We start from the raw sequence: 21229 nt of genomic DNA, 5'->3' as shown, positions 1-21229 counted from the left end.
GCGGGGTGAGGGCCGCGGGCCGGACCCGCTCTGCGGACAGCAGAGGAGGTCAGTTGGTCCCCTCGGTGTCCCGTTCCTGGAAGAAGCGTGCGACGCGTCGCACGAACCACTCCGGGTCGTCCAGCCACGGGTAGTTTCCCGCCCCCGGCTGCACAGCGAACTCGGCCGCCGCGAACGCCTCGGCGGCGCGCCGGGCCAGCCGGGGACGCGGGCCGCCGTCGAGCTCACCGGCGAGGACGAGCACCGGGGCGGTGACGCGGGCGAGCGCGGTCCGGGTCGCGTCCGGGTCGTAGGCGCCGTCCGCCCCGTAGCGGTCCGCCGCGTCGTCGTTGGTCTCCTCCTCCTCGCGGTCCGCGTGGGCCCGGGCGGTGTCGTCCCAACGGCCGTAGAAGAAAGGCAGGAACACGGGGTCGAAGTCACCGGTACCGGACAGCCAGGCCTCGAACGCCGGGAACGCGTCGGCGAACCAGGGTTCCGGCGCGCGCGGCCGGGCCGCCGCCAGCCGGTCCTCGGCCGTCGCCGGCAGGCCCAGTGCCCACGGGGTGGCGGTGATGAGCGCCAGCCGTCCCAGCCGGTCCGGGAACCGGGCCGCGTACAGCAGGGCGAGACTGCCGCCCGCCGAGTGCGCGAGCACGTCCATCCGCTCCAGGCCCAGGTGGCGGCGCAGCGCCTCGACGTCGTCCACGAGCCGGTCGCAGCGGTAGGTCGCGGGATCCTCGGGCACCGCGGACTGTCCCGTGCCGCGCAGATCGAGGAACACCAGCTGCCGGTGGGCGTCGAGTCCGCCCAGGTTCCCGAGGTACGCGGAAGCACGCATCGGCCCACCGGGCAGCACGACCAGCGGCTCCCCCGCACCACGCAGGTGACAGGCGAGCCGGGTCCCGTCCGGGGCGGTGAAGATCTGCACGGCGTCGATCCTCACGCTCTCCGGGTCTTCGGCACAACAGGTTTCGCGAAGGGGCGGCGCGGCGTCACGCGTCCGGGGCCGCGAGTCCCGGCCCGCCCCCGAGGCTCTTCCTGAGCTCCCGCTTGAGGATCTTCCCGCTGGCGTTGCGCGGGAGGCTCTCCACGAACACCACCCGCTTCGGCGCCTTGAAGGGGGTCAGCTTCTCGCGGGTGTGGGCGACGAGTTCGGCCTCGGTGACCTCGCCGCGTGGGACGACGACGGCCGTGACGGCCTCGATCCAGCGTTCGTCGGGCAGCCCCACGACCGCGGCCTCGGCGACCTGGGGATGGGTGTAGAGGGCGTCCTCGACCTGGCGTGAGGCGACCAGGACGCCACCGGAGTTGATGACGTCCTTCACCCGGTCGACGATCGTGTAGTAGCCGTGCGTGTCCCGTACGGCGAGGTCGCCGGAGCGGAACCAGCCGTCGCGGAAGGCCTCGGCGGTCTCCTCGGGCTTGTCCCAGTAGCCCTCGCACAGTTGCGGAGAGCGGTAGACGATCTCGCCGGGGGTGCCGTCCGGTACGTCCTTGCCCTCCTCGTCGACCACACGCGCGTCGACGAACAGCACCGGACGGCCGCAGGAGTCCATGCGCCCCTTGTGTTCGCCGGGGGCGAGGACGGTGGCCAGGGGGCCGATCTCGCTCTGTCCGAAGCAGTTGTAGAAGGCCAGTTCCGGCAGGCGTTCCCGCAGCCGTTCCAGTACCGGGACCGGCATGATCGACGCCCCGTAGTACGCCTTGCGCAGGCCGCTCAGGTCGCGGGTGGCGAAGTCGGGGCGGTTGGACAGGGCGATCCAGACGGTGGGCGGGGCGAACAGGCTGTCCACGCGGCCCGCTTCGACGAGGTCGAAGAGCCGGTCGCCGTCGGGTGCGTCGAGGATGATGTTCGTCGCGCCGACCGCGAGGTAGGGCAGCAGGAAGACGTGCATCTGCGCCGAGTGGTAGAGAGGCAGCGAGTGCGCGGGACGGTCGCCCGCACTGAGGTCAAGGGCGGTGATCGCGCTCAGGTACTCGTGCACCAGGGCCCGGTGCGTCATCATCGCGCCCTTGGGCAGGGCGGTCGTCCCGGAGGTGTACAGCAGTTGCACGAGGTCCTCGGTGCGCGGCTCGGGGCCGTCGTACGGGGGCGCCCCGGTGAGCCGGGCGAGGAGTGAGTCGTCCGCGTCGCGCAGGGGCAACGTCCGCACGCCGTCGGGGAGTTGTCCGGTGAGGGCCGGGTCGGCGAGGACCAGGGAGCTGCCGGACTGGGCGACGATGTACGCGAGGTCGTCGCCGGTCAGGTTCTGGTTGACGGGTACGTGCACCAGGCCCGCACGGGCGCAGGCCAGGAAGGCGATCAGGTAGGCGTCGGAGTTGTGGCCGTACGCGCCCACCCGGTCGCCCGGGGACAGCCCCTGGCCGAGGAGGACGCTCGCCGCGTGCGAGACGGCGGTGTCCAGTTCGTCGTACGTCCAGATGCGGTCGCCGTACTCCACCGCGACGCGCGCCGGGGTGCGCCGGGCGCTGCGTCGCAGGACTCCGTCGACCGTGCTGCCGTGTCCGGGCGTCGTCATGACACCTGATCCTCGGTTCAGCGCCGGGCGAGGTCAAGGACCGCACGATGCGCAGCCGCCTGGGACGACTCCACGGCCCTGTTCACGGCCGCGTCCGCGTTACCCGCGGCCGCCGCCTCTGGCCCGGCTCCGGCACGGACCGTGGGTGAGGGGTGTCGCTCCCGGTGGGGCGGCGCCCCCGTTGGTCGCGTCACGCACGGCCGGCCCGGGGCCCGTACATCAGCCGGCGCAGCACCGCTTCGGCGGGGCCCCGACGGCCGGCCCGTTCCAGGGCGTACGCCCCGGCCACGGTGACCAGCCAGACGGCGATCGCGACGAGTGCCATGGTCGTGCTGCCCAGGTGCGCGCCGAGGCCGAGTCCCCAGGCGGCCAGGACCGGGGCGAAGAGCAGCGAGTGGGCGAGGTAGCAGGACAGGGACCGTTTGCCGACGGAGGCCACCGCCGTCACGACCGTGGCGCCGCGGCGGGGCTTGCGGGTGGTCCACCAGTGCGCGAAGAGGGCGACGGCCGCGACATAGCCGAGGCCCGCGGCGTTTCCGGTGATGTCGCGAAGGGCCGTGAGCGCTCCGGATTCGCTCTGCATGTCGTCCGGCACGTGCAGGACACCGATGTGGGCGAGGGCGGCGGGCAGCGCGCCGAGCCAGCCGGCCGCGATGCCGATGACCGCCGTGGGGAGAAGCAGTGTGCGGTGGCGGCCCGGTTCCTCCAGGATGCGGCGGCGCGCGGCCCAGAAGCCGAGCAGGAAGAGGATGTACCCGCCGCTGACGAGAGTCAGCGGTGCGGCGGCGAAGGTGATGAACAGGCCGGTCTGGAGTCGGGTGCCCGCCGCGGTGAGCCAGTTCTCCTCGTCCGATGCGTACGCCTTGAAGCCGGCCTCGGCGTCCGCATCGCCCAGCGTGCCCAGCTCACCCTGGAGCAGCGCGGCGATGACGGGCCCCGCCGTGACGAGCGCCATCAAGGCGACTCCGATCCAGATCCACCACGTCAGCGCGCGGTCGCCGCGCCGCAGGAAGGCCAGGCCCAGGACGAGGCTCAGCACTCCGTAGAAGCCGAGGATGTCCCCGGCCATCAGCAGGGTGGCGTGGGCCAGGCCGATGACGATCAGCCAGAGGCTGCGCCTGCGCAGGACCTTCGCGGCGTCGCGCCCGTCGGTGCCGGCGGCGGTCTGGCGGAGGTAGAGCTGCATCATGCCGTAGCCGAAGAGGAAGGCGAAGAGCGGGTAGATCCGCAGGTCGAGCACCATGATCATGGTGAACTGCACGGCGTGGTCCAGCCACGAGCCGTCCACGGGCTGCCATCCGGAGGGCCCCCGCCGGGCGGCCCACAGGTGGAAGGCGGTGTTGGACAGCACGATGGCCAGCAGCATGATGCCGCGGGCGAGATCGGGGGCGAGTGCCCGTTCGCCCGGCCGTACGCCCCCACGCCGCAGCGGTCCCTCTTCGGTCGCGATCGTCATGGCTTCACGCTAGGAAGGCGGGGTGCGGACGGACATCGGCCGGAGGGCGAGCGGGCGCCGACCAAAGGATGACGCCCGGGCCCGTCGGCGCGACCAAAGCCGCAGCGCCTCCTCACACCGGCCGGGTCCGGCCCTCCCAGTACGGCTCCCGCAGGCGTCGCTTGTACAGCTTGCCGTTGGGGTCGCGGGGCATCTCGGTGATGAAGTCGACGCTCCTGGGCCGCTTGTAGCCGGCGAGCCGGTGCGCGCAGTGGTCGAGGAGGTCGGCGGCGAGGGCGGGTCCGGGCCGGTGTCCGGGGGCCGGTTCGACGACGGCCTTGACCTCCTCGCCCCAGTCGTCGTGCGGGATGCCGAAGACGGCGGCGTCCGCGACGGCGGGGTGGGCGAGCAGGGCCGACTCGATCTCGGCCGGGTAGATGTTGACGCCGCCGGAGATGATCAGGTCGATCTTGCGGTCGCGCAGGAAGAGGTAACCGTCCTCGTCGAGGTGGCCGAGGTCGCCGACGGTGAAGAAGTCGCCGATGCGGTTCTTGCGGGTCTTGGCCTCGTCCTTGTGGTAGGAGAAGCCGCCGGTGTTCATCTTCATGTAGACGGTGCCGAGTTCGCCGGGCGGCAGCCGGTTGCCGTCGTCGTCGAAGATCGCGAGTTCGCTGATGGGCCAGGCCTTGCCGACGGTGCCGGGTTTCTTCAGCCAGTCCTCGGCGGTGGCGAAGGCGCCGCCGCCCTCGCTGGCCGCGTAGTACTCCTCGACGCAGGGGCCCCACCAGTCGAGCATGGCCCGTTTCACGTGGTCGGGGCAGGGCGCGGCGCCGTGGATGGCGTGCCGCATGGAGGAGGCGTCGTAGCGGTCCTTCACCTCGTCGGGCAGGGCCAGCAGCCGGTGGAACTGGGTGGGGACCATGTGGGTGTGGGTGCAGCGGTGGGCGTCGATGAGGCGGAGCATCTCCTCGGGGGTCCACTTGTCCATCAGGACCAGCCGGTGGCCGATGTGCAGGGACGCGCCCGCGAACTGGAGGACGGCCGTGTGGTACAGCGGCGAGCACACCAGGTGGACGTTGTCGTCGAACGGCCGGATGCCGAAGATGCCGAGGAAGCCGCCGAGGTAGGCCTCCTCCGGAGGTTTGCCGGGCAGCGGGCGGCGGATGCCACGGGGGCGGCCGGTGGTGCCCGAGGTGTAGTTCATGACCCAGCCGAGGGTGCGGCCGTCGGGTGCCGTCTCGGGCTGTCCGTCGAGGAGTTCGGCGTACGGGCGGAAGCCCTCGACCGGGCCGACGGCGTACCGGTGCGTGGCCGGGAGGCCTGCTTCGTCGGCGGCGTGGCGTGCCGCGTCGGCGAAGCGTTCGTGGGCGAGGAGGACCTTGGCGCCCGAGTCGGAGACGATCCAGGCGATCTCCGGTCCGACCAGGTGGTGGTTGACGGGGACGAGGTAGAACCCGGCCTGGCTGGCGGCGAGGTACGCGGTGAGGAACTCGACGCCGTTGGGCAGGACCACCGCGAAGGTGTCGCCCTGTTCCAGCCCGGCCGCGCGCAGGCCGTGGACGAGCCGGTTGGCGGCGGCGTGCAGGCGTCCGGCGGTCCACTCCTCGCCGTCGGGGGCGGCCAGGACCGGGCGGTCGGGGTCGGCGGTGGCCTGGGCCCAGAAGCCCGCGGGAACACTGGTGCTCACTGGCCGCTCCTTCCGGCGATGCGGTTGATGCGGTCCACGGCCTGTTCGAAGCCGCGGGTGAGGTCGTCGAAGAGGGCCTGGACGCTGCGTTCGCTGTTCATCCGGCCGACGATCTGCCCGACCGGGGTGCCGAGCAGCGGGTCGACCTCGTACTTCTGGATGCGCGAGACGGCCTCGGCGACCAGCAGGCCCTGCAGCGGCATGGGCAGCGGGCCGGGCCCGGCCGGGTCGTCCCAGGCGTCGGTCCACTCGGTGCGCAACTGCCGTGCGGGCTTGCCGGTCAGCGCGCGGGAGCGGACGGTGTCTCCGGAGCCGGCCGCGAGCAGCTTGCGGGTGAGGGCGGGCGAGTGGAGGTCCGCTTCTGTGGTGGTCAGCCATATGGAGCCCAGCCACACGCCCTGGGCGCCGAGGGTGAGAGCGGCAGCCACCTGCTGTCCGCTGCCGATGCCGCCGGCGGCCAGCACGGGCAGCGGGGCGACGGCGTCGACGACCTCGGGGGTGAGCACCATGGAGGCGATATCGCCCGTGTGGCCGCCGGCCTCGTAGCCCTGGGCCACGACGATGTCGATCCCGGCGTCCTGGTGCTTGCGGGCGTGCCGGGCGCTGCCCGCGAGGGCGGCGACGAGGACGTCCCGGTCGTGGGCGCGGGCGATGACGTCGGCGGGCGGGGAGCCGAGGGCGTTGGCGAGGAGCCGGATCGGGTAGTCGAAGGCGACGTCGAGCTGGCTGCGGGCGACCTGCTCCATCCAGCCGGTGATGCGCCAGCCGGACGCCTCGCCCTCGGCGAGCTCGGGAACGCCGTGTTTGGCAAGGGTGTCCCGGACGAACTGCCGGTGTCCCTCGGGGATCATCGCCTCGACATCCGCCTCGGTGACGCCCTCGACCTTCTTGGCCGGCATGACGACGTCCAGACCGTACGGCCGGCCGTCCACATGCGCCTCGATCCAGTCCAGGTCGCGTTTGAGCTCGTCGGGGGCGGTGTAACGGACCGCGCCGAGCACCCCGAAGCCGCCGGCCCGGCTGATGGCCGCGGCGACGGCGGGGAACGGCGTGAAGCCGAAGACGGCGTGCTCGACTCCCAGTTTCTGGCTCAGCTCCGTCTGCATGGGCGCAGGATGCCGGAGTCCTCCGGAGGACGGAAGAGGTTTTCTGATGCTCCGTCAGATCCTTTCGGCCGATTCATGGCGGCGCGCGGCGGACATACTTCCGTGGACACCCGAGGCGGCTGGGACGAAGGGGCGTGCTGTGACCGAGGGAGCGGCGGACAGAGCGGCGAGCGGTCGACCGACCCGGCGTCAACTGAACCGGGGAGCGATGGCACTGGGCGGTGCGCTCGCCCTGGCCTCCTTACCGGCGGGCCCCGCCCGGGCCGCCCCGGCGGCCGGCCCGCGCCCCACGCTGCGGCACGGCCCGGCCGCCCGCGCCGGGCTGCTCCCCTCCCATCTGCGTCGGCTCGTCACCGACGCCGAGGCCTTCCTCGGCCCCTCCCCCAAGCACCCCTGGTACGCGGGCGCCGTCCTGCTCGCCGGACGGGGCGGCACCGTCGCCCTGCACCGGCCCATCGGCATGGCGGTGCGCTACCGGGGCTACGACGAGAAGACCGACACCGGCGTGGAGTTCCCGGCCGACGAGCAGATCCCCATGGCCGAGGACACCGTCTTCGACCTGGCGTCGGTGTCGAAGCTGTTCACCTCGATCCTGGCCGTGCAGCAGATGGAGCGGGGCGGGCTGGAGCTGGAGGCGACGGTCGCCTCCTACCTGCCGGACTTCGCACGCGCGGGCAAGCAGGACATCACGATCCGTCAGCTCCTCACGCACACCTCCGGCTTTCGCGCGTGGATCCCGCTGTACAGCGTGCCGACGTACGAGGAGAAGCTTCAGCTCATCTGGAACGAGGCGCCGGTCAGCGCGCCGGGCACGGCGTATCTGTACTCGGACCTGAACCTCATCTCGCTCCAGCTCGTGCTGGAGCGGATCACGGGCCGTTCCCTCGACGTCCTCCTGCGCGAGGAGATCACGGCGCCGCTCGGTCTGCGCCGCACCCGCTACAACCCGCCCGCCTCCTGGCGGCCGAGGATCGCGGCCACGGAGGACGCGCGTGCCCCGTGGTCCGGGCTCGACCGGGGCCTGGTGTGGGGCGAGGTGCACGACGAGAACGCCTTCAGCCTGGGCGGGGTCGCGGGCCACGCCGGCGTGTTCTCCGACGCGTGGGACCTCGCGGTCCTCGGCCGTACGCTGCTCAACGGCGGCGTGTACGGGCGGGCGCGGATCCTGACGCCCCAGTCGGTGGAGCTGATGTTCACCGACTTCAACACCGCGTTCCCCGGGGACGAGCACGGTCTCGGCTTCGAGCTCTACCAGCACTGGTACATGGGCGCGATGGCCACGCCGCGCAGTGCCGGGCACACCGGCTTCACGGGCACCTCGCTGGTGCTCGACCCGACGACCGACTCGTTTCTCGTCGTCCTGGGCAACTCGGTGCATCCGGTGCGGAGTTGGCGATCCGGGTCGGCTCCCCGGGTGGCCGCCGCGAACCAGTTGGCGCGGGCCGTACCGGTCCGGCCGGTGCGAGGGCGCAGGGCCTGGTTCTCCGGGATGGCGGTCTCCGCCACGGCGACGCTCACCCTCCCCGCGCTCGACACGTCGTCCGGCCGGGCGCGGCTGCGCTGCGCGCTGTGGTGGGACACCGAGCCCAAGGCCGACGTCCTGGACCTGGAGGCCACGACCGACGGCGGCACGACCTGGCAGCCGGTGCCCTTCACGACGTCCCGCCGGGGCCAGGACCCCCGGCCGCACCCGTCGGGCTCGGTCACGGGCTGGTCCGGGCGCGTCTGGCACGGGCTCACCGCCGGCCTTCCCGCCGCGCCCCGGCTCACCCTGCGGTGGCGGTACGCGACGGACCGGCTGTACGTCGGCCGCGGGGCCTACGTGGACGGGCTGCGCGTGGACGCGGCAGACGGCGTCCTCTTCGACGAGGCGCGCCCGGCGGACGCGTCGCGCATCGAAGCGGTGGGATGGTCGCCGTCGGCCGACTGAGACGGTGGGGTCACTGGTTGAAGACGGCCTTCTGCACCTCGTTGGGGCCGTCGAAGCGGTCCTCCTTCAGGCCGTCGAGAGTGCTGACGACCTTCTCGTCCGCGTGATTGCTGCGGGCACGCTCCACCAGGTGCTGCTTGTCCGTGGGGTAGTCCATGCCCTTGAGGGCCTTCTGGAGGTCGGTCGGGCTGAGCTCGGCCATGAGAGCCTCCCGGGGGTGGTGCGACCGTCCGCGCGGGGCGGCCGGCTGGTACGGATACCTTCGTCCTGTCGGAGTGCCCCTCGATGGAGCAGTGATTCAGTCGTTCCGGCCTTCCAGCACCGCCATCGCCGCATTGTGGCCGGGCACCCCGCTCACCCCGCCCCCGCGTACCGCGCCGGCCCCGCACAGCAGCACGTTCGCGTGCCGGGTCTCCACGCCCCAGCGGCCGGTGCCCTCCTGGGTGTGGGGCCAGCTCAGCTCGCGGTGGAAGATGTTGCCGCCGGGCAGCCCCAGGTCCCGCTCCAGGTCGAGGGGGGTCCGGGCCTCGATGCAGGGCCGTCCGTCCGCGTCGGTGGCCAGGCAGTCGGCGAGGGGTTCGGCCAGGTGGGCGTCGAGCTGGGCGAGTGTCGCCTTCAGCAGCTCCTCGCGTACGGCGTCGTTGTCCCGCTCGAACAGGCGGGCCGGGGTGTGCAGGCCGAAGAGGGTGAGCGTCTGGTAGCCCTGGTCGGCCAGGTCCGGGCCGAGGATGGTCGGGTCGGTGAGCGAGTGGCAGTAGATCTCGGAGGGCGGCGCGGCCGGGAGGTCACCGGCGGCGGCCTGGGCGTGGGCGGTGGCCAGCTGCTCGTAGCCCTCGGCGATGTGGAAGGTGCCGGCGAACGCCTCGCGTGGGTCCACGGCGCTGTCGCGCAGCCGCGGCAGCCGCTGGAGCAGCATGTTCACCTTGAGCTGGGCGCCCTCGGCGGGGGCCGGGGGTGTGTCGCCGGTGAGCTCTGCCAGGGCCTGTGGGGAGGCGTTCACCAGGACGTGCCGGGCGGCCACGGTGCCCTCGCCGTCGGCGGTGCGGTAGGTGACCTCGGCCTCCTGGCCGTCCGTGGCGATGCGCAGCGCCTCGTGGCCGGTGGCGAGGACCGCGCCCGCGGCGCGTGCCGTGTCGGCCAGGGCGTCGGTGAGGGCGCCCATGCCGCCGACCGGCACGTCCCAGTCGCCGGTGCCGCCGCCGATCACGTGGTAGAGGAAGCAGCGGTTCTGCTTCAGCGACGGGTCGTGGGCGTCGGCGAAGGTGCCGATGAGCGCGTCGGTGAGGACCACGCCGCGCACCAGGTCGTCCGTGAAGCGCTCCTCGACGGCGGCCCCGATCGGCTCCTCGAACAGGATCCGCCAGGCCTCCTCGTCGTCGAGGCGGCGGCGCAGTTCCTCGCGCGTGGGCAGCGGCTCGGTGAGGGTCGGGAAGATCCGCTGGGCGACGCGGCCGGTCATGCCGTAGAACTCCTGCCAGGCCCGGTACTCGCGGTCGGAGCCGGTGAGCCGGGCGAACGCCTCCCTGGTCCGCCGTTCGCCGCCGCCGACGAGGAGGCCGGTGGGGCGGCCGTCGCGTTCGACCGGCGTGTAGGAGGAAATGGTCCGGGTGCGCACCCGGAAGTCCAGGTCCAGGTCCCGCACGATCTTCTTCGGCAACAGGCTGACCAGGTACGAGTAGCGCGACAGCCGGGCGTCGACCCCGGCGAAGGGCCGGGTGGACACCGCCGCGCCGCCGGTGTGGTCCAGCCGCTCCAGCACCAGCACGGAACGGCCGGCCCGGGCCAGGTAGGCGGCGGCGACCAGGCCGTTGTGGCCGCCGCCGACAATGACGGCGTCGTACGTCCGGTGTGCGCGGGGTCCCTGGGGTGCGGTCATGGTTCTTCGTAACACGGGGTGATCCGGGTCGGCCAGACGACGGCGACCGGGCGTCTCGACAGCGCGGCACGGCTCGGCTGCCGGCTGCGCACGGTCGCCCCCGGTACATCGTGCGCGTCACTGCCCGGCCCACGCGCGCTGCCCGCGTACGACCGCGACCCGGCACGCCACGCCACGCCGGCACCGCCCGGCCGACGCCCGCTCCCCACCCACGGCCACCCACCGGCACAGTGGATCGCCTCACCCCCCGGCCGACGCCCGCTGCCCCCGCAGGGCCGCCACCCTCCTGTACAGCGCCACGGCCTCGTCGCTCCGGCCCAACTGCTGGAGGCAGTGCGCCTCGTCGTTGCGGCTGGCGAGGGTGTCGGGGTGGTCCGCGCCGAGGACGCGTTCGCGGGCGGCGGCCACCCGGCGGTACTCGGTGAGCGCGTCGGCCCAGCGGCCCAGCCAGCCCAGGCCGACGGCGACCTCGCGGCGGCTGACCAGGGTGTCCGGGTGGTCTGGGCCGAGAACCCGCTCGCGGGCGGCGCTCACGTCGCGGGACTCGGCGAGGGCCTCCTCCCAGCGGCCGAGCCGGCCGAGGTTGACGCAGCGGCCGTGGCGGGCGCGCAGGGTCTCGGGATGGGTGGGGCCCTGGGCCCGGGTGCGATCGTCGGCCAGGGCGCTGTAGAGGTCGAGGGCCTCCGCGCTGCGGCCGAGGCGGCCCAGGCTGATGCCGATCTCGTGCCGGGCGGCGAGTGTGTCGGGGTGGTCGGGGCCGAGGGCACGGCCGCGGGCCTCGGCGACCTCGCGGTACGTCTCCAGGGCCTCGGCCCAGCGGCCGAGCTGGCCGAGCGCGTAGGCGACCTCGTAGCGGGTGACCAGGGTGTCGGGGTGGTCGGGGCCGAGCACCCGGGCACGGGCGGCGGCCACCTCGCGGGCCATGCGGTGGGAGTCCTCCAGGCGGCCGAGGCGGCTGAGGTTGAAGGCGAGGTTGTGCCGGCAGCGCAGGGTGTCCGGGTGGTCGGGCCCCATGGTGCTCTCCCGGTCGGTCAGCACGGAGGTGTACACCCGGTGCGCGTCGAAGGGGCGGCCGAGCTGGCCGAGCACGTAGGCCATCTCCTGGCGGGCCGCGAGCGTGTCGGGGTGGTCGGCGCCGAGGATGCGGATCCTGGCCTCGGTGACGTGCTTGTACGCGCGCAGGGCGTCCTGGGCGCGGCCGGTGCGGCTGAGGGTGAAGGCGACCTCGTAGCGGCTGGCGAGGGTGTCCGGGTGGTCGGGGCCGAGGAGGTGCTCGCGTTCGGCGGCGACCGCCCGGTGCACCTCGCCGGCCTCCGCCCAGCGGCCGAGCCTGCCGAGGCTCAGGCCCGCGTTGTGCCGGCCGGCCAGGGCGGTCAGGATCTCCGGGGGCGGGGCGGGCCGCTCCTCGGGGACGGGTTCCTCGACGGGGCCGGTGGCGGGCCGCGCGATCCACTCGCCGGACAGTCCGGCCGCCGGGTCCGGCGGTGTGGTGCGCAGTCCCGCGCCGGCCGCCTTGTGGCCGGTGGTCATGCCGTGCGTCCAGGACGGCAGCCGGCCCGCGGGCGCCAGCGCGTCGGGAGCGGGCCGGGCCGCCACGACGGTCGGCACGTAGGCGGGCGCGGCCCGGTGCGCGCTGATCCGGCGGGCCAGCTCACGTGCGTCACCGGGGCGTTCACCGGGCTCCTTGGCGAGCAGGTCCAGGATGACCCGCTCCAGGTATCCGGGCAGTTCCGGGCGGTGCTCGCGCGGTGGGCGGGGCGGGGTGTCACGGTGGCCGACGAGGATCGCCCAGGCGTCGTCGAGGTCGAACGGCGGTACGCCGGTGGCGATCTCGTACAGCACGCAGCCGAACGAGTACAGGTCGCTGCGCTGGTCGACCTCGGTGCCCCCGATCTGCTCCGGGGACATGTAGTGCGGGGTGCCCATGGCTATGCCGGTGCCGGTCAGCCGGGAGGTGAAGCCGATGTCGTGGCCGAGCCGGGCGATGCCGAAGTCGCAGATCTTCACCGTGCCGTCGCCGATCCGCACGATGTTGGCGGGCTTCAGATCACGGTGCACGATGCCCTGTTCGTGGCAGTAGGCGAGGGCGGCGGCGACCTGTTCGGCGATCTCCACGACGTCCGCGACCGGCAGCGGGTGCTGTTTGTTGTCCTCCAGGAGCTGGCTGAGGTTGCGGCCGTCCAGCAGCTCCATGACGAGGTAGAGGACGCCCTCGGACTCGCCGAAGTCGTGCACGACGGTGATGCCGCGGTGCTGCAGCGCGGCGGCCACCCGGGCCTCACGGCGGAACCGCTCCCGCAGCACGCGGGTGAACGCGTGGTCGTGGTTCGGGCCCAGCGGTTTGAGGCACTTGACCGCGACGTGCCGGCCCAGGGACTCGTCCCGCGCCCGCCACACCTCGCCCATGCCGCCCCGCCCGATCCGGTCGAGCAGCCGGTACCGGCCGTGAATGAGCCTGGTCTCCCCCATTTCGCGCGACGCTCCCCCCGGTAGCTGTTCGCCCGCCCCTCCCCTGGCCCACCCAGTATGGCGGCCTATCGTCCAAGTTTGTACGGCGCCGGGCGCGCGTGAGGGCCGAGCCTCGCCATGGCGCGCAGGATGTGTTTGGGCGGGAGTTGCCACCGCACACGTGCGGGAACGCGGCGCAGCAGGAGGCCGGTGAGACGCAGTTGCCGGGTGACGGTGGCGGGTGCGGGGGCCGGTCTGCCGTACAACTCGTGGGCGTACGGAGGCAGAGAGGCGTACGCCAGTTGTGCCACGCGCCGCCACAGCACCTCGCGCAACGGTACGAGAAGGGGATGCGTCGGCGGGCGGAGCAGGAAGTCGTCCACGTCGCGAGCCTCGGGCCCGGCGGCCAGTTCGGGGCGCACCTTCTCGAAGTACGCCGCCAGTTCGGCCCGGTCGGCGGGCACGGTGCCGGGGTCGAGGCCCACCAGGCGTGCGCTTTCCCGGTGTTCGGCGACGTAGCGGTCGGCCTCGGCGTCAGTGAGCCGGAATCCGGACCTGCGCAGGACGTCCAGATAGGAGTCGATCTCGGCGCAGTGCACCCAGAGGAGCAGACCGGGTTCGTCGACGCCGTAGCGTTCACCGGTGTCCGGGTCGGTCGCGGTCAGCATGCTGTGGATCTTCCGGACGCGGGCGCCCGCCCGCTCGGCGGCCTCGGTGGTGCCGTAGGTCGTCGTGCCGACGAAGTTCGCGGTGCGCATCAGGCGGCCCCAGGCGTCACGCCGGAAGTCCGAGTTCTGCATGACGCCGCGTACCGCGCGGGGGTGCAGGGCCTGCAGGTAGAGCGCCCGGACGCCGGCGATCCACATCATCGGGTCGCCGTGCAGCTGCCAGGTCACCGAGCCGGGTCCGAACAGCCCGGGGTCCGCGCCGGTCATGCGACTCACCTCCGCCCGGCGCCCACGATGGCACAGCTCGAACAGCCGGTCGATACCGCCGTCTTCACCCTCACGCTGTCCGGTTGTTGAGATTTCACCCACCCGGTACGCGGTTTGGTAAGCCTCCCCTTATATGCTGTCGCCGCCGATCAAGCCTTCGGGCCCTGCGGCATGCCCGGCCCCCGCACGACAGGACTGACATGCGCACCACCTCCCGCGGCCTCATAGCGGCGTTCACTCTCACCCCTCTGCTGGCCGGCTGCTTCGCCCCGAGCGAGAGCGGCGGCGGCACGGGGGCCGGAGCGGGATCGGGCGGGCGGCTGCGGGTCGCGCTGGCAGTGCCGCCGGTACAGGCGCTCTCCCCGTACAGCAACGACGCCACCGTGCTGAGCAAGCTGTCCGTCGCCGAGGGCCTCACCGCCCTGGACAAGAACGGCACGGCCAAGCCCGCGCTGGCGAAGTCCTGGAAGCAGGACGACGACACCACCTGGACCTTCGAGCTGCGCAAGGCCGAGTTCCAGGACGGCACCGAGTTCACCGCCCAGTCCGTCGTCAACGCGCTCGACCACGCGAGCGCGGCCAAGCCCAAGCCCCGCGTGCTGAGCGACGTGGCCCTCACCGCCAAGGCCGAGGACGCCGACACCGTCACCCTCACCACCAAGTCGCCCGACCCGGTGCTGCCGCTGCGGCTGGCCAGTCCCGCGCTGGCGATCCTGTCGGCGAAGGCGTACGCCAAGGACGGCGCCGTCAGCCCGGTCGGCACCGGCACCGGCCCGTTCCGGATCACCCGGCTCAGCGGCAAGACCAAGGCGACGCTCGACCGCTTCGACGGCTACTGGGGCGGCAAGGCGAAGGCGCCCGGCATCGACGTGAGCTGGATCGCGGACGGCACCGCCCGCGCCAACGCGCTGCGCAGCGGCGAGGTCGACGTCGCCGAGTGGATCCCCACCGCCCAGGCGAAGCTGCTCGACAAGGACACGCGGCACGAGGTGCCCTCGGTGCGCACCGACAGCCTGATCCTCAACACCGGCAGCGGCCTGTTCACCGACGCCGGTCTGCGCGCGGCCGCCCGGCAGGCCCTCGACGGCTCCTCCCTCGTCGGCTCCGTCTTCGGCGGCTACGCCGACCCGGCGCAGGGCCTGTTCGGACCCGCCGTCCCCTGGGCCGCCGGCAAGCGCGTGGAGGTGACCGGCCGTGCCAAGGCGGCGACCACCGCGCAGGTGAAGACCGAGACCAAGGGCAGGACCCTGCGTCTGGCCACCTACACCAACCGGGCCGAGCTCCCCGAGGCCGCGACCGTGCTCCAGCAGCAGTTGGAGAAGGCCGGGTTCACCGTGAAGCAGGACGTGCGCGAGTACACGCAGATGGAGGCCGACCTGCTCGCCGGGAAGTACGACGCCCTCGTCTTCTCCCGGGTGACGCTCCTCGACACCGGTGACGCGGTCGACTACCTCGCGAGCGACTTCACCAGCGAGGGCGTCTACAACATCGCCGGACTGAAGGACGCCGCGGTGGACAAGGCCATCCGGGCCGCCGCCGCGGAGCGCGACACGCAGCGCCGCCAGGAGAAGATCATGCGGGCGGAGGCGGCGATCCTGCGCACCGACGCGGTGGTGCCGCTGGTCCACGAGCAGGCGGTGCAAGGCATCGCCACCGGTGTCAAGGGCGTGCTCCTCGACCCGCGCGAGCGCTCTCTCGTCGACGTCGACACGCACGTCGGATAGCGCATGAGCGTCGCCCACGCCCCCGCCGCCCGCCCGTCCCTGTGGCCGGCGGCGGCCGGCCGTGTGCTGGCCGGAGCCGTACTGCTCGGTGCGGTGGCCCTGCTGCCGTGGCTGACCGGCGCGGACCCGGCCCGCACGGTGCTGCGCGCCCGCTCCGCCGACCAGAACCCGACAGCCGCGGAACTGGCGACCGTACGGGAGCAGTTGGGCCTGGACGAAGGGCCGTTCGCGCATCTCGCGCACTGGCTGGGCGGCCTGCTCCGCGCGGACGCGGGCGTCTCGTGGGTCTCCGGCGCACCGGTCATGCCGCAGGTGGTGACCGCCCTGTCGGTCTCCCTGACGCTGATGCTGGGTGCGCTCGTGGTGACCGCCCTGGTCGCCGCGCTGGTGTGTGCCCGCACCGTGTTCCTCGGCTCCCGGCGCCGGCTGCGGCAGGACCGGACGGGCACCACGGCCGCCGTGCTGGCCGCGCTGCCGAAGTTCCTGCTCGCCTCGGTGCTGGCCACGGTGTGCGGGGTCGGGTGGGGGTGGTTCCCGTCCAGCGGCTGGGAGGGGCCGCAGTCGATGGTGCTGCCCTCGCTCGCCCTCGGCATCCCCTCGGGCGCGATGCTCGGCGGGCTGCTCGACCAGGCGCTGCCCGCCGCCTTCCACGAACCGTGGGCGCGCACGGCGTACGCCGTCGGGCTCCCGCCGGGCAACATCGCCCGCAACGCGCTGCGCCGCACCCTGCCCGGCATGCTGCCGCAGCTGCTGCCGACCGTGGTGGCCCTGGTCGGCGGTGCGGTCACGGTGGAGCAGATCTTCAACATCCCGGGGCTCGGCCGGCTCGCCCTGGAGGCCGCCATAGCGCAGGACCTCCCGGTGCTCCAGACCGCGACCCTGGCGCTGGTCCTGCTCGGCGTGAGCGCCGGCATCCTGATCCGGGCCCTGCGTCACGCCCTCCTCGGCCGCCCCCTGCGCGACGGCGCCCTGCCGGCCCTGCACCGGCCCCCGCTCGTCGCGCCGCGCTCCCTGCGCTGGATCACCGCGGTGTGTGCGGTGGCCCTGCTCGCCCTCGTCACGGCGGGCCTCCTGCGCGACCCCTTGCAGGTCGACACGGCGGCGCGGCTGGTGTCCCCGTCCCTCGAACACCCCCTGGGCACGGACGCGCTGGGCCGGGACCTGCTGGCCCGGCTGGGCCACGGAGCGCTCCGCACGGCCGGTGTCGCCCTCGCCGTGACAGCGGTCAGCGCGGTCACCGGACTCCTGCTCGGCATGGCACCGCGAGCGAGCGCCGGTCCGACGGAGGTCGTCTCGACCCTGCCGGCGGTCCTCACCGGACTGCTGATCGCGGGCGTGACCGGGCCCTCGGTGTGGGGCGCGGCGATCGCGGTCTGCGTGGTCGGCTGGAGTCCGTACGCCGCCCAGACCGCCGCTCTGCTCGAACAGGAACGCGCGAGTGGTCACATCGCCGCCTCCGTCGCGCTCGGCGCGGGACGGCTGCACCTGCTGCGCCGTCACCTGCTCCCCGCGGTCCTGCCGGCCCTCCTGCGCAACGCCCTGCTGCGGCTGCCCACCGCCGTCCTCGTCCTGGCCTCGCTCGGCTTCCTCGGCCTGGGCGAACAGCCGCCCACCCCCGAGTGGGGCAGGCTCCTGTCGGAGAACCAGCCGTACGCCGAACTCGCCCCCTGGACGGTGCTCGGCCCGGCGGCCGCGCTGGTGGTGCTCTCCGTGCTGGCGGTGACGGGCAGCGCGCTGGGACGCGAGAAAGGCGAGTAACAGGCGCCCCGGCCCGTGGATTCCACGGGCCGGGGCGCCTGCTGCTCGCCCTTCAGACGGGGCGCGTCTCGTCGACCACGTAGCCCCGCCGCTTGTCCACGACGTTGCGCAGAGGGCGGCCCTCGATGTGCCGGGTGAGGTTGTCGAGGAACACCTCGACGAGTGCCTCCCGCTCGCTGGTGGTCTCGCCCGCCGTGTGCGGGGAGATCATCACGCCGGGCATGTCCCACAGCGGCGACCGGGCCGGCAGCGGCTCCTGGCCGAAGACGTCCAGGGCGGCGCCGGCGAGCCGGCCGGCGGCGAGGTGGTCGATGAGCGCCTCCTCGTCGACGAGTCCGCCCCGGCCGACGTTGATCAGTCGTGCCCCCGGCTTCATGGCCGCCAGCACGGAGGCGTCGACCATGCCCCGGGTGCCCTTGGTGAGGGGAGCGGCCAGGACGACGTAATCCGCCTCCCCCAGGGCCGAAGTCAAGGTCGTCGCCCCGTGGACCGTGCCGAAGTCGGGATCGTCCGTGCGGGCCTTGCGGCCGGCGCCGCAGACCCGCATCCCGACGGCGCCCAGCAGCCGGGCGATGGCCCGGCCGATGGGCCCCGTCCCCCAGACCAGCACCGTGCGTCCGGTGATGCCGTCGCTGAGGCGCGGACGCCACTCGCGACGCCGCTGGTGCTCCCACGTCCCGGGGAAGTCCTTGGCGAGGGCGAGGATCAGACCGAGCACATACTCGGCGGTCGGCTCGTCGTACACCCCTCGGGCGTTGGTGAGGACGACGCCCGGATCGTCCACCAGGGCGGGGAAGAGGAAGGAGTCCACACCCGCGGAGGCCGCGTGGACCCAGCGGGGTGCCTTCTCCGGGTTGTCGGGCCAGGCCTCGCGGATGGCCGGGGTGATGGTGACCCAGGCCAGGAGGATGTCGGCACCGGGGAGGAGGTAGGGCAGTTCCTCCTCGGTGGCGTAGACGGTGTCCGCGAGGCGTTCGATGAGCCCGGTGGCGGGTGGCCGGTTGCCCCGGTAGAGGACGACGAGTCGGTCGGGCATGTCATGCTCCGACGGGGACGGCGATGTACTTGTACTCGAGGAACTCGCTGATGCCGACGCGTCCGCCTTCGCGGCCGAGGCCGGACTGCTTGACGCCGCCGAAGGGGGCGGCGGGGTTGGAGACGAGGCCGGTGTTGAGGCCGATCATGCCGCTTTCGAGGCGTTCGCTGACGCGCAGGGCGCGGTCGAGGTTCTGGGTGAACAGGTAGGCGGCCAGGCCGAATTCGGTGCTGTTGGCGGCGGTGACGGCCTCGTCCTCGGTCTCGAAGGTGAGCAGGGCGGCGACGGGGCCGAAGACCTCGGTGTCGTTGACGGCGGCGTCGGGGGTGATGCCGGTCAGGACGGTGGGCGGGTAGAAGCAGCCGGGGCCTTCGGGCAGTTCGCCGCCGGTCAGGACGGTGGCGCCGCGCTTGACGGCGTCGCGCACCACGTCGTGGGCCTTGCTGCGGCCGGCCTGGTCGATGAGGGGGCCGACGTCGGTGCCCGGTTCGGTGCCGTCGCCGACCTTCAGCGCTGCCATGCGGGCGGCGAGGCGGGTGGCGAACTCCTCAGCGACAGAGGTGTGGACATAGATGCGGTTGGCGGCGCAGCAGGACTCGCCCATGTTGCGCATCTTGGCGACCATGGTGCCTTCGACGGCGGTGTCGAGGTCGGCGTCGTCGAAGACGATGAGGGGGGCGTTGCCGCCCAGTTCCATGGAGGTGCGGATGACGGTGTCGGCGCACTGGGCCAGCAGGATCCGGCCGACCTGGGTGGAGCCGGTGAAGGAGAGCTTGCGGATCTGCCCGCCGCGCAGGAGCGGCTCGACGACACCGGCCGCGTCCGAGGTGACGACGATGTTGAGAACGCCGTCGGGCAGGCCGGCTTCCTTCAGGATCTCGGCGAGGGCGAGGCTGGTCAGGGGGGTCTGGGGGGCGGGTTTGAGGACCATGGTGCAGCCGGCGGCGATGGCGGGGCCGATCTTGCGGGTGCCCATGGCCAGCGGGAAGTTCCAGGGAGTGATCAGCAGGCAGGGGCCGACCGGCTGGCGGGTGACCAGGAGGCGGTTCTTGCCGTCGGGGGCGGTCGTCATGCCGCCGTCGATACGGACGGCCTCCTCGGAGAACCAGCGGAAGAACTCGGCGCCGTAGGCAACTTCGGCACGCGCCTCCGCCAGAGGCTTGCCCATCTCCAGCGTCATCAGCAGCGCCAGGTCCTCGGTGCGGGCGATGATGCGGTCGTAGGCGCGGCGCAGGATCTCGCTGCGCACCCGGGGTGGAGTCGCGGCCCAGGAGGCCTGCGCGGCGACCGCCGCCTCGACGGCACGCCGGCCGTCGGCCGGGGAGGCGTCGGCGACCCGGCACAGTTCCTCACCGGTGGCCGGGTTGTCGACGGACAGGGTGCGGCCGGACTCCGCGTCCTGCCAACCACCGCCGATGAAAAGCTGCTTGGGAACGTCACGGACAACAGTCATCTCGAGGTCTCCTTGTATGCGTAGAGGTGCGCTGCCGCACGGTCAGCGGATGCGGTCCAGCGTCTTGTAGTAGGCACCGGCGAAGGGCAGGAACCATGCGGTGCCGTTGTAGAGGGGGATGCGGGGCGGGGCCAGGTCGCGCACCGGGCTGACCTCGGGGTGGCCGTCCATCACCTCGGCCATGACCTGCCCCATGTGCGTGGCCATCTGCACGCCGTGGCCCGCGTATCCCATGGAGTAGTAGACGCCGTCCTCGGTCTGCCCGGCGTGCACGATGCGGTCCATGGCGAAGCCGACGGAGCCGCCCCACACGTACTCGACCTTCGTCCGGGAGAGTTGGGGGAAGATCTCGCACATCTCACGGAACAGCACGGCTCCGCTCTTCTTGTCCGAGGTGGGGTCGGACGGTGCGAAGCGGGCGCGGCCGCCGAACAGCAGACGGTTGTCCGGGGTCAGCCGGAAGTAGTGGCAGACCTTGTTGGAGTCGACGATGAGGCGGGCCTTCGGGATGATGTCCCGGGCGAGCTGCTCGCCGAGCGGCTCGGTCACGATGATGAAGCTGCCCAGGCAGACCTGCTGGCGGCGCAGCCACGGGAAGTTCTTGTCGGTGTAGGCGTCGGTGGCCATCATGACCTGCCCGGCGCGGATCACACCGCGCTCGGTGCTGACCTCGAAACGGCCGGCGGCGGTGCGCCGCACGCCGATGGCCGCGTTGCGCTCGTGGATCTCGACACCGGTGCGCTCGCACGCCTCGGCCATGCCGCGCACGAAGCGGCCGACGTGCAGTGCGGCGCTGAACGGGTCGAGCAGGCCGCCGTGGTAGGCGTCGGATCCGATCTCGGAACGCAGCTCGGACTTGCTGATCAGGGTGGTCTCGTGTCCGAAGTACTTGGCCAGGTCGCGCTGTTGGGCCTTCTTGCTCTCGAAGTGCGCGGGGCGGGAGGCGACGCCCAGGCGTCCGACGCGGCGGAACTGGCAGTCGATGGACTCCTCGTTCACGAGCCGCTCGACGGTGTCCACGGCCTCGCCGTAGGAGTTGTAGATCTCGCGGGCCCGTTCGAGGCCGTAGCGGCGGATGGCCTGGCGTATGCCGATGGTGAAGCCCAGGTTGGCCATGCCGCCGTTGCGGGCCGAGGCGCCGGTGCCGATCTGGCCCTTCTCGACAAGGGTGACACGGGCGCCCTTGCGGGCGGAGTGCAGAGCGGTGGACAGACCCGTCAAGCCGGCGCCGACGACCACCAGGTCGGTGTCCTCGGTCAAAGGCTTGCCGGACCGGTCCGGGAACGCCCCGGCGGTTTCTATCCAGTAGGGAATCGTCTTCATTGCGGGTCTCCTGCGAGGAA

The 21229-nt window shown here is 72.8% G+C and carries 15 protein-coding genes; 3 read left to right on the top strand and 12 right to left on the bottom strand.

Annotated elements, in window-relative coordinates:
- Positions 1 to 49: 49 nt before the first annotated feature.
- From ACH4G3_RS37750 to ACH4G3_RS37730, 5 genes are all read right to left on the bottom strand, one after another.
- The gene (locus ACH4G3_RS37750) at positions 50 to 907 is read right to left on the bottom strand and encodes an alpha/beta fold hydrolase (protein WP_397628820.1); all 858 of its coding nucleotides are present in this window, start codon (positions 905 to 907) and stop codon (positions 50 to 52) included.
- A 64-nt stretch (positions 908 to 971) separates the two neighbouring features.
- Complete coding sequence (locus tag ACH4G3_RS37745) at positions 972 to 2498, bottom strand: acyl-CoA synthetase (protein ID WP_397628707.1); 1527 nt, start codon at positions 2496 to 2498, stop codon at positions 972 to 974.
- Positions 2499 to 2688: 190 nt separating this feature from the next.
- Positions 2689 to 3954, bottom strand: a complete 1266-nt coding sequence (locus tag ACH4G3_RS37740; protein ID WP_397628706.1) for a DUF418 domain-containing protein — start codon at positions 3952 to 3954, stop codon at positions 2689 to 2691.
- 112 nt (positions 3955 to 4066) lie between these two features.
- Positions 4067 to 5620: an acyl-CoA synthetase gene (locus tag ACH4G3_RS37735; RefSeq protein WP_397628705.1), complete on the bottom strand. Its 1554-nt coding sequence runs from the start codon at positions 5618 to 5620 to the stop codon at positions 4067 to 4069.
- On the bottom strand, positions 5617 to 6726 hold the full coding sequence (locus ACH4G3_RS37730; protein WP_397628704.1) for an NAD(P)H-dependent flavin oxidoreductase: 1110 nt from the start codon (positions 6724 to 6726) through the stop codon (positions 5617 to 5619). The genes ACH4G3_RS37735 and ACH4G3_RS37730 overlap by 4 nt, the downstream gene beginning before the upstream one ends.
- 208 nt (positions 6727 to 6934) lie before the next feature.
- On the opposite strand from ACH4G3_RS37730, the gene ACH4G3_RS37725 reads away from it, so the two are divergent.
- Positions 6935 to 8656, top strand: a complete 1722-nt coding sequence (locus tag ACH4G3_RS37725) for a serine hydrolase domain-containing protein (protein ID WP_397628703.1) — start codon at positions 6935 to 6937, stop codon at positions 8654 to 8656.
- 10 nt (positions 8657 to 8666) lie between these two features.
- Here the strand turns inward: ACH4G3_RS37725 and ACH4G3_RS37720 are convergent, their stop codons facing one another.
- The 4 genes from ACH4G3_RS37720 to ACH4G3_RS37705 all read right to left on the bottom strand — a co-directional run bounded on the left by ACH4G3_RS37720 (position 8667) and on the right by ACH4G3_RS37705 (position 13915).
- Positions 8667 to 8858 (bottom strand): DUF2795 domain-containing protein, encoded by a 192-nt coding sequence (locus ACH4G3_RS37720; protein WP_279543438.1) that lies wholly within the window; start codon positions 8856 to 8858, stop codon positions 8667 to 8669.
- A 96-nt stretch (positions 8859 to 8954) separates the two neighbouring features.
- Positions 8955 to 10532 carry a phytoene desaturase family protein gene (locus ACH4G3_RS37715; RefSeq protein ID WP_397628702.1) on the bottom strand — a complete coding sequence of 526 codons (1578 nt, stop codon included), beginning with the start codon at positions 10530 to 10532 and terminating at the stop codon, positions 8955 to 8957.
- A 240-nt stretch (positions 10533 to 10772) separates the two neighbouring features.
- Positions 10773 to 13001 (bottom strand): serine/threonine-protein kinase, encoded by a 2229-nt coding sequence (locus ACH4G3_RS37710; RefSeq protein WP_397628701.1) that lies wholly within the window; start codon positions 12999 to 13001, stop codon positions 10773 to 10775.
- Positions 13002 to 13066: 65 nt separating this feature from the next.
- Positions 13067 to 13915, bottom strand: a complete 849-nt coding sequence (locus tag ACH4G3_RS37705) for an oxygenase MpaB family protein (protein ID WP_397628700.1) — start codon at positions 13913 to 13915, stop codon at positions 13067 to 13069.
- A gap of 200 nt (positions 13916 to 14115) precedes the next feature.
- On the opposite strand from ACH4G3_RS37705, the gene ACH4G3_RS37700 reads away from it, so the two are divergent.
- Positions 14116 to 15639, top strand: a complete 1524-nt coding sequence (locus tag ACH4G3_RS37700) for an ABC transporter substrate-binding protein (protein ID WP_397628699.1) — start codon at positions 14116 to 14118, stop codon at positions 15637 to 15639.
- A gap of 3 nt (positions 15640 to 15642) precedes the next feature.
- Positions 15643 to 17397 carry an ABC transporter permease subunit gene (locus ACH4G3_RS37695; protein WP_397628698.1) on the top strand — a complete coding sequence of 585 codons (1755 nt, stop codon included), beginning with the start codon at positions 15643 to 15645 and terminating at the stop codon, positions 17395 to 17397.
- A 52-nt stretch (positions 17398 to 17449) separates the two neighbouring features.
- On the opposite strand, the gene ACH4G3_RS37690 is transcribed toward ACH4G3_RS37695, so the two are convergent.
- From ACH4G3_RS37690 to ACH4G3_RS37680, 3 genes are read right to left on the bottom strand one after another with little or no spacing between them, the layout of a single operon-like run.
- Positions 17450 to 18433, bottom strand: coding sequence for a D-2-hydroxyacid dehydrogenase (locus tag ACH4G3_RS37690; protein WP_397628697.1), 984 nt, complete (start codon positions 18431 to 18433; stop codon positions 17450 to 17452).
- Between the two features lies 1 nt (position 18434).
- Positions 18435 to 19886, bottom strand: a complete 1452-nt coding sequence (locus ACH4G3_RS37685; RefSeq protein ID WP_397628696.1) for an NAD-dependent succinate-semialdehyde dehydrogenase — start codon at positions 19884 to 19886, stop codon at positions 18435 to 18437.
- A gap of 42 nt (positions 19887 to 19928) precedes the next feature.
- Positions 19929 to 21209, bottom strand: a complete 1281-nt coding sequence (locus tag ACH4G3_RS37680) for an NAD(P)/FAD-dependent oxidoreductase (protein ID WP_397628695.1) — start codon at positions 21207 to 21209, stop codon at positions 19929 to 19931.
- Positions 21210 to 21229: the final 20 nt, after the last annotated feature.

Source organism: Streptomyces afghaniensis (assembly GCF_044327915.1).
In the GTDB taxonomy this organism is placed as follows: domain Bacteria; phylum Actinomycetota; class Actinomycetes; order Streptomycetales; family Streptomycetaceae; genus Streptomyces; species Streptomyces afghaniensis.
Note: the sequence above shows the minus strand (reverse complement) of the source record. Positions and strands in the feature narration are given on the sequence as shown.

Excerpts from the sequence above, each read along its gene's own strand:
- ACH4G3_RS37745 (WP_397628707.1), bottom strand. The coding sequence starts at position 2,498 with ATGACGACGCCCGGACACGGCAGCACGGTCGACGGAGTCCTGCGACGC.
- ACH4G3_RS37740 (WP_397628706.1), bottom strand. The coding sequence starts at position 3,954 with ATGACGATCGCGACCGAAGAGGGACCGCTGCGGCGTGGGGGCGTACGG.
- ACH4G3_RS37730 (WP_397628704.1), bottom strand. The coding sequence starts at position 6,726 with ATGCAGACGGAGCTGAGCCAGAAACTGGGAGTCGAGCACGCCGTCTTC.
- ACH4G3_RS37725 (WP_397628703.1), top strand. The coding sequence starts at position 6,935 with ATGGCACTGGGCGGTGCGCTCGCCCTGGCCTCCTTACCGGCGGGCCCC.
- ACH4G3_RS37720 (WP_279543438.1), bottom strand. The coding sequence starts at position 8,858 with ATGGCCGAGCTCAGCCCGACCGACCTCCAGAAGGCCCTCAAGGGCATG.
- ACH4G3_RS37715 (WP_397628702.1), bottom strand. The coding sequence starts at position 10,532 with ATGACCGCACCCCAGGGACCCCGCGCACACCGGACGTACGACGCCGTC.
- ACH4G3_RS37710 (WP_397628701.1), bottom strand. The coding sequence starts at position 13,001 with ATGGGGGAGACCAGGCTCATTCACGGCCGGTACCGGCTGCTCGACCGG.
- ACH4G3_RS37705 (WP_397628700.1), bottom strand. The coding sequence starts at position 13,915 with ATGACCGGCGCGGACCCCGGGCTGTTCGGACCCGGCTCGGTGACCTGG.
- ACH4G3_RS37700 (WP_397628699.1), top strand. The coding sequence starts at position 14,116 with ATGCGCACCACCTCCCGCGGCCTCATAGCGGCGTTCACTCTCACCCCT.
- ACH4G3_RS37695 (WP_397628698.1), top strand. The coding sequence starts at position 15,643 with ATGAGCGTCGCCCACGCCCCCGCCGCCCGCCCGTCCCTGTGGCCGGCG.
- ACH4G3_RS37690 (WP_397628697.1), bottom strand. The coding sequence starts at position 18,433 with ATGCCCGACCGACTCGTCGTCCTCTACCGGGGCAACCGGCCACCCGCC.
- ACH4G3_RS37685 (WP_397628696.1), bottom strand. The coding sequence starts at position 19,886 with ATGACTGTTGTCCGTGACGTTCCCAAGCAGCTTTTCATCGGCGGTGGT.
- ACH4G3_RS37680 (WP_397628695.1), bottom strand. The coding sequence starts at position 21,209 with ATGAAGACGATTCCCTACTGGATAGAAACCGCCGGGGCGTTCCCGGAC.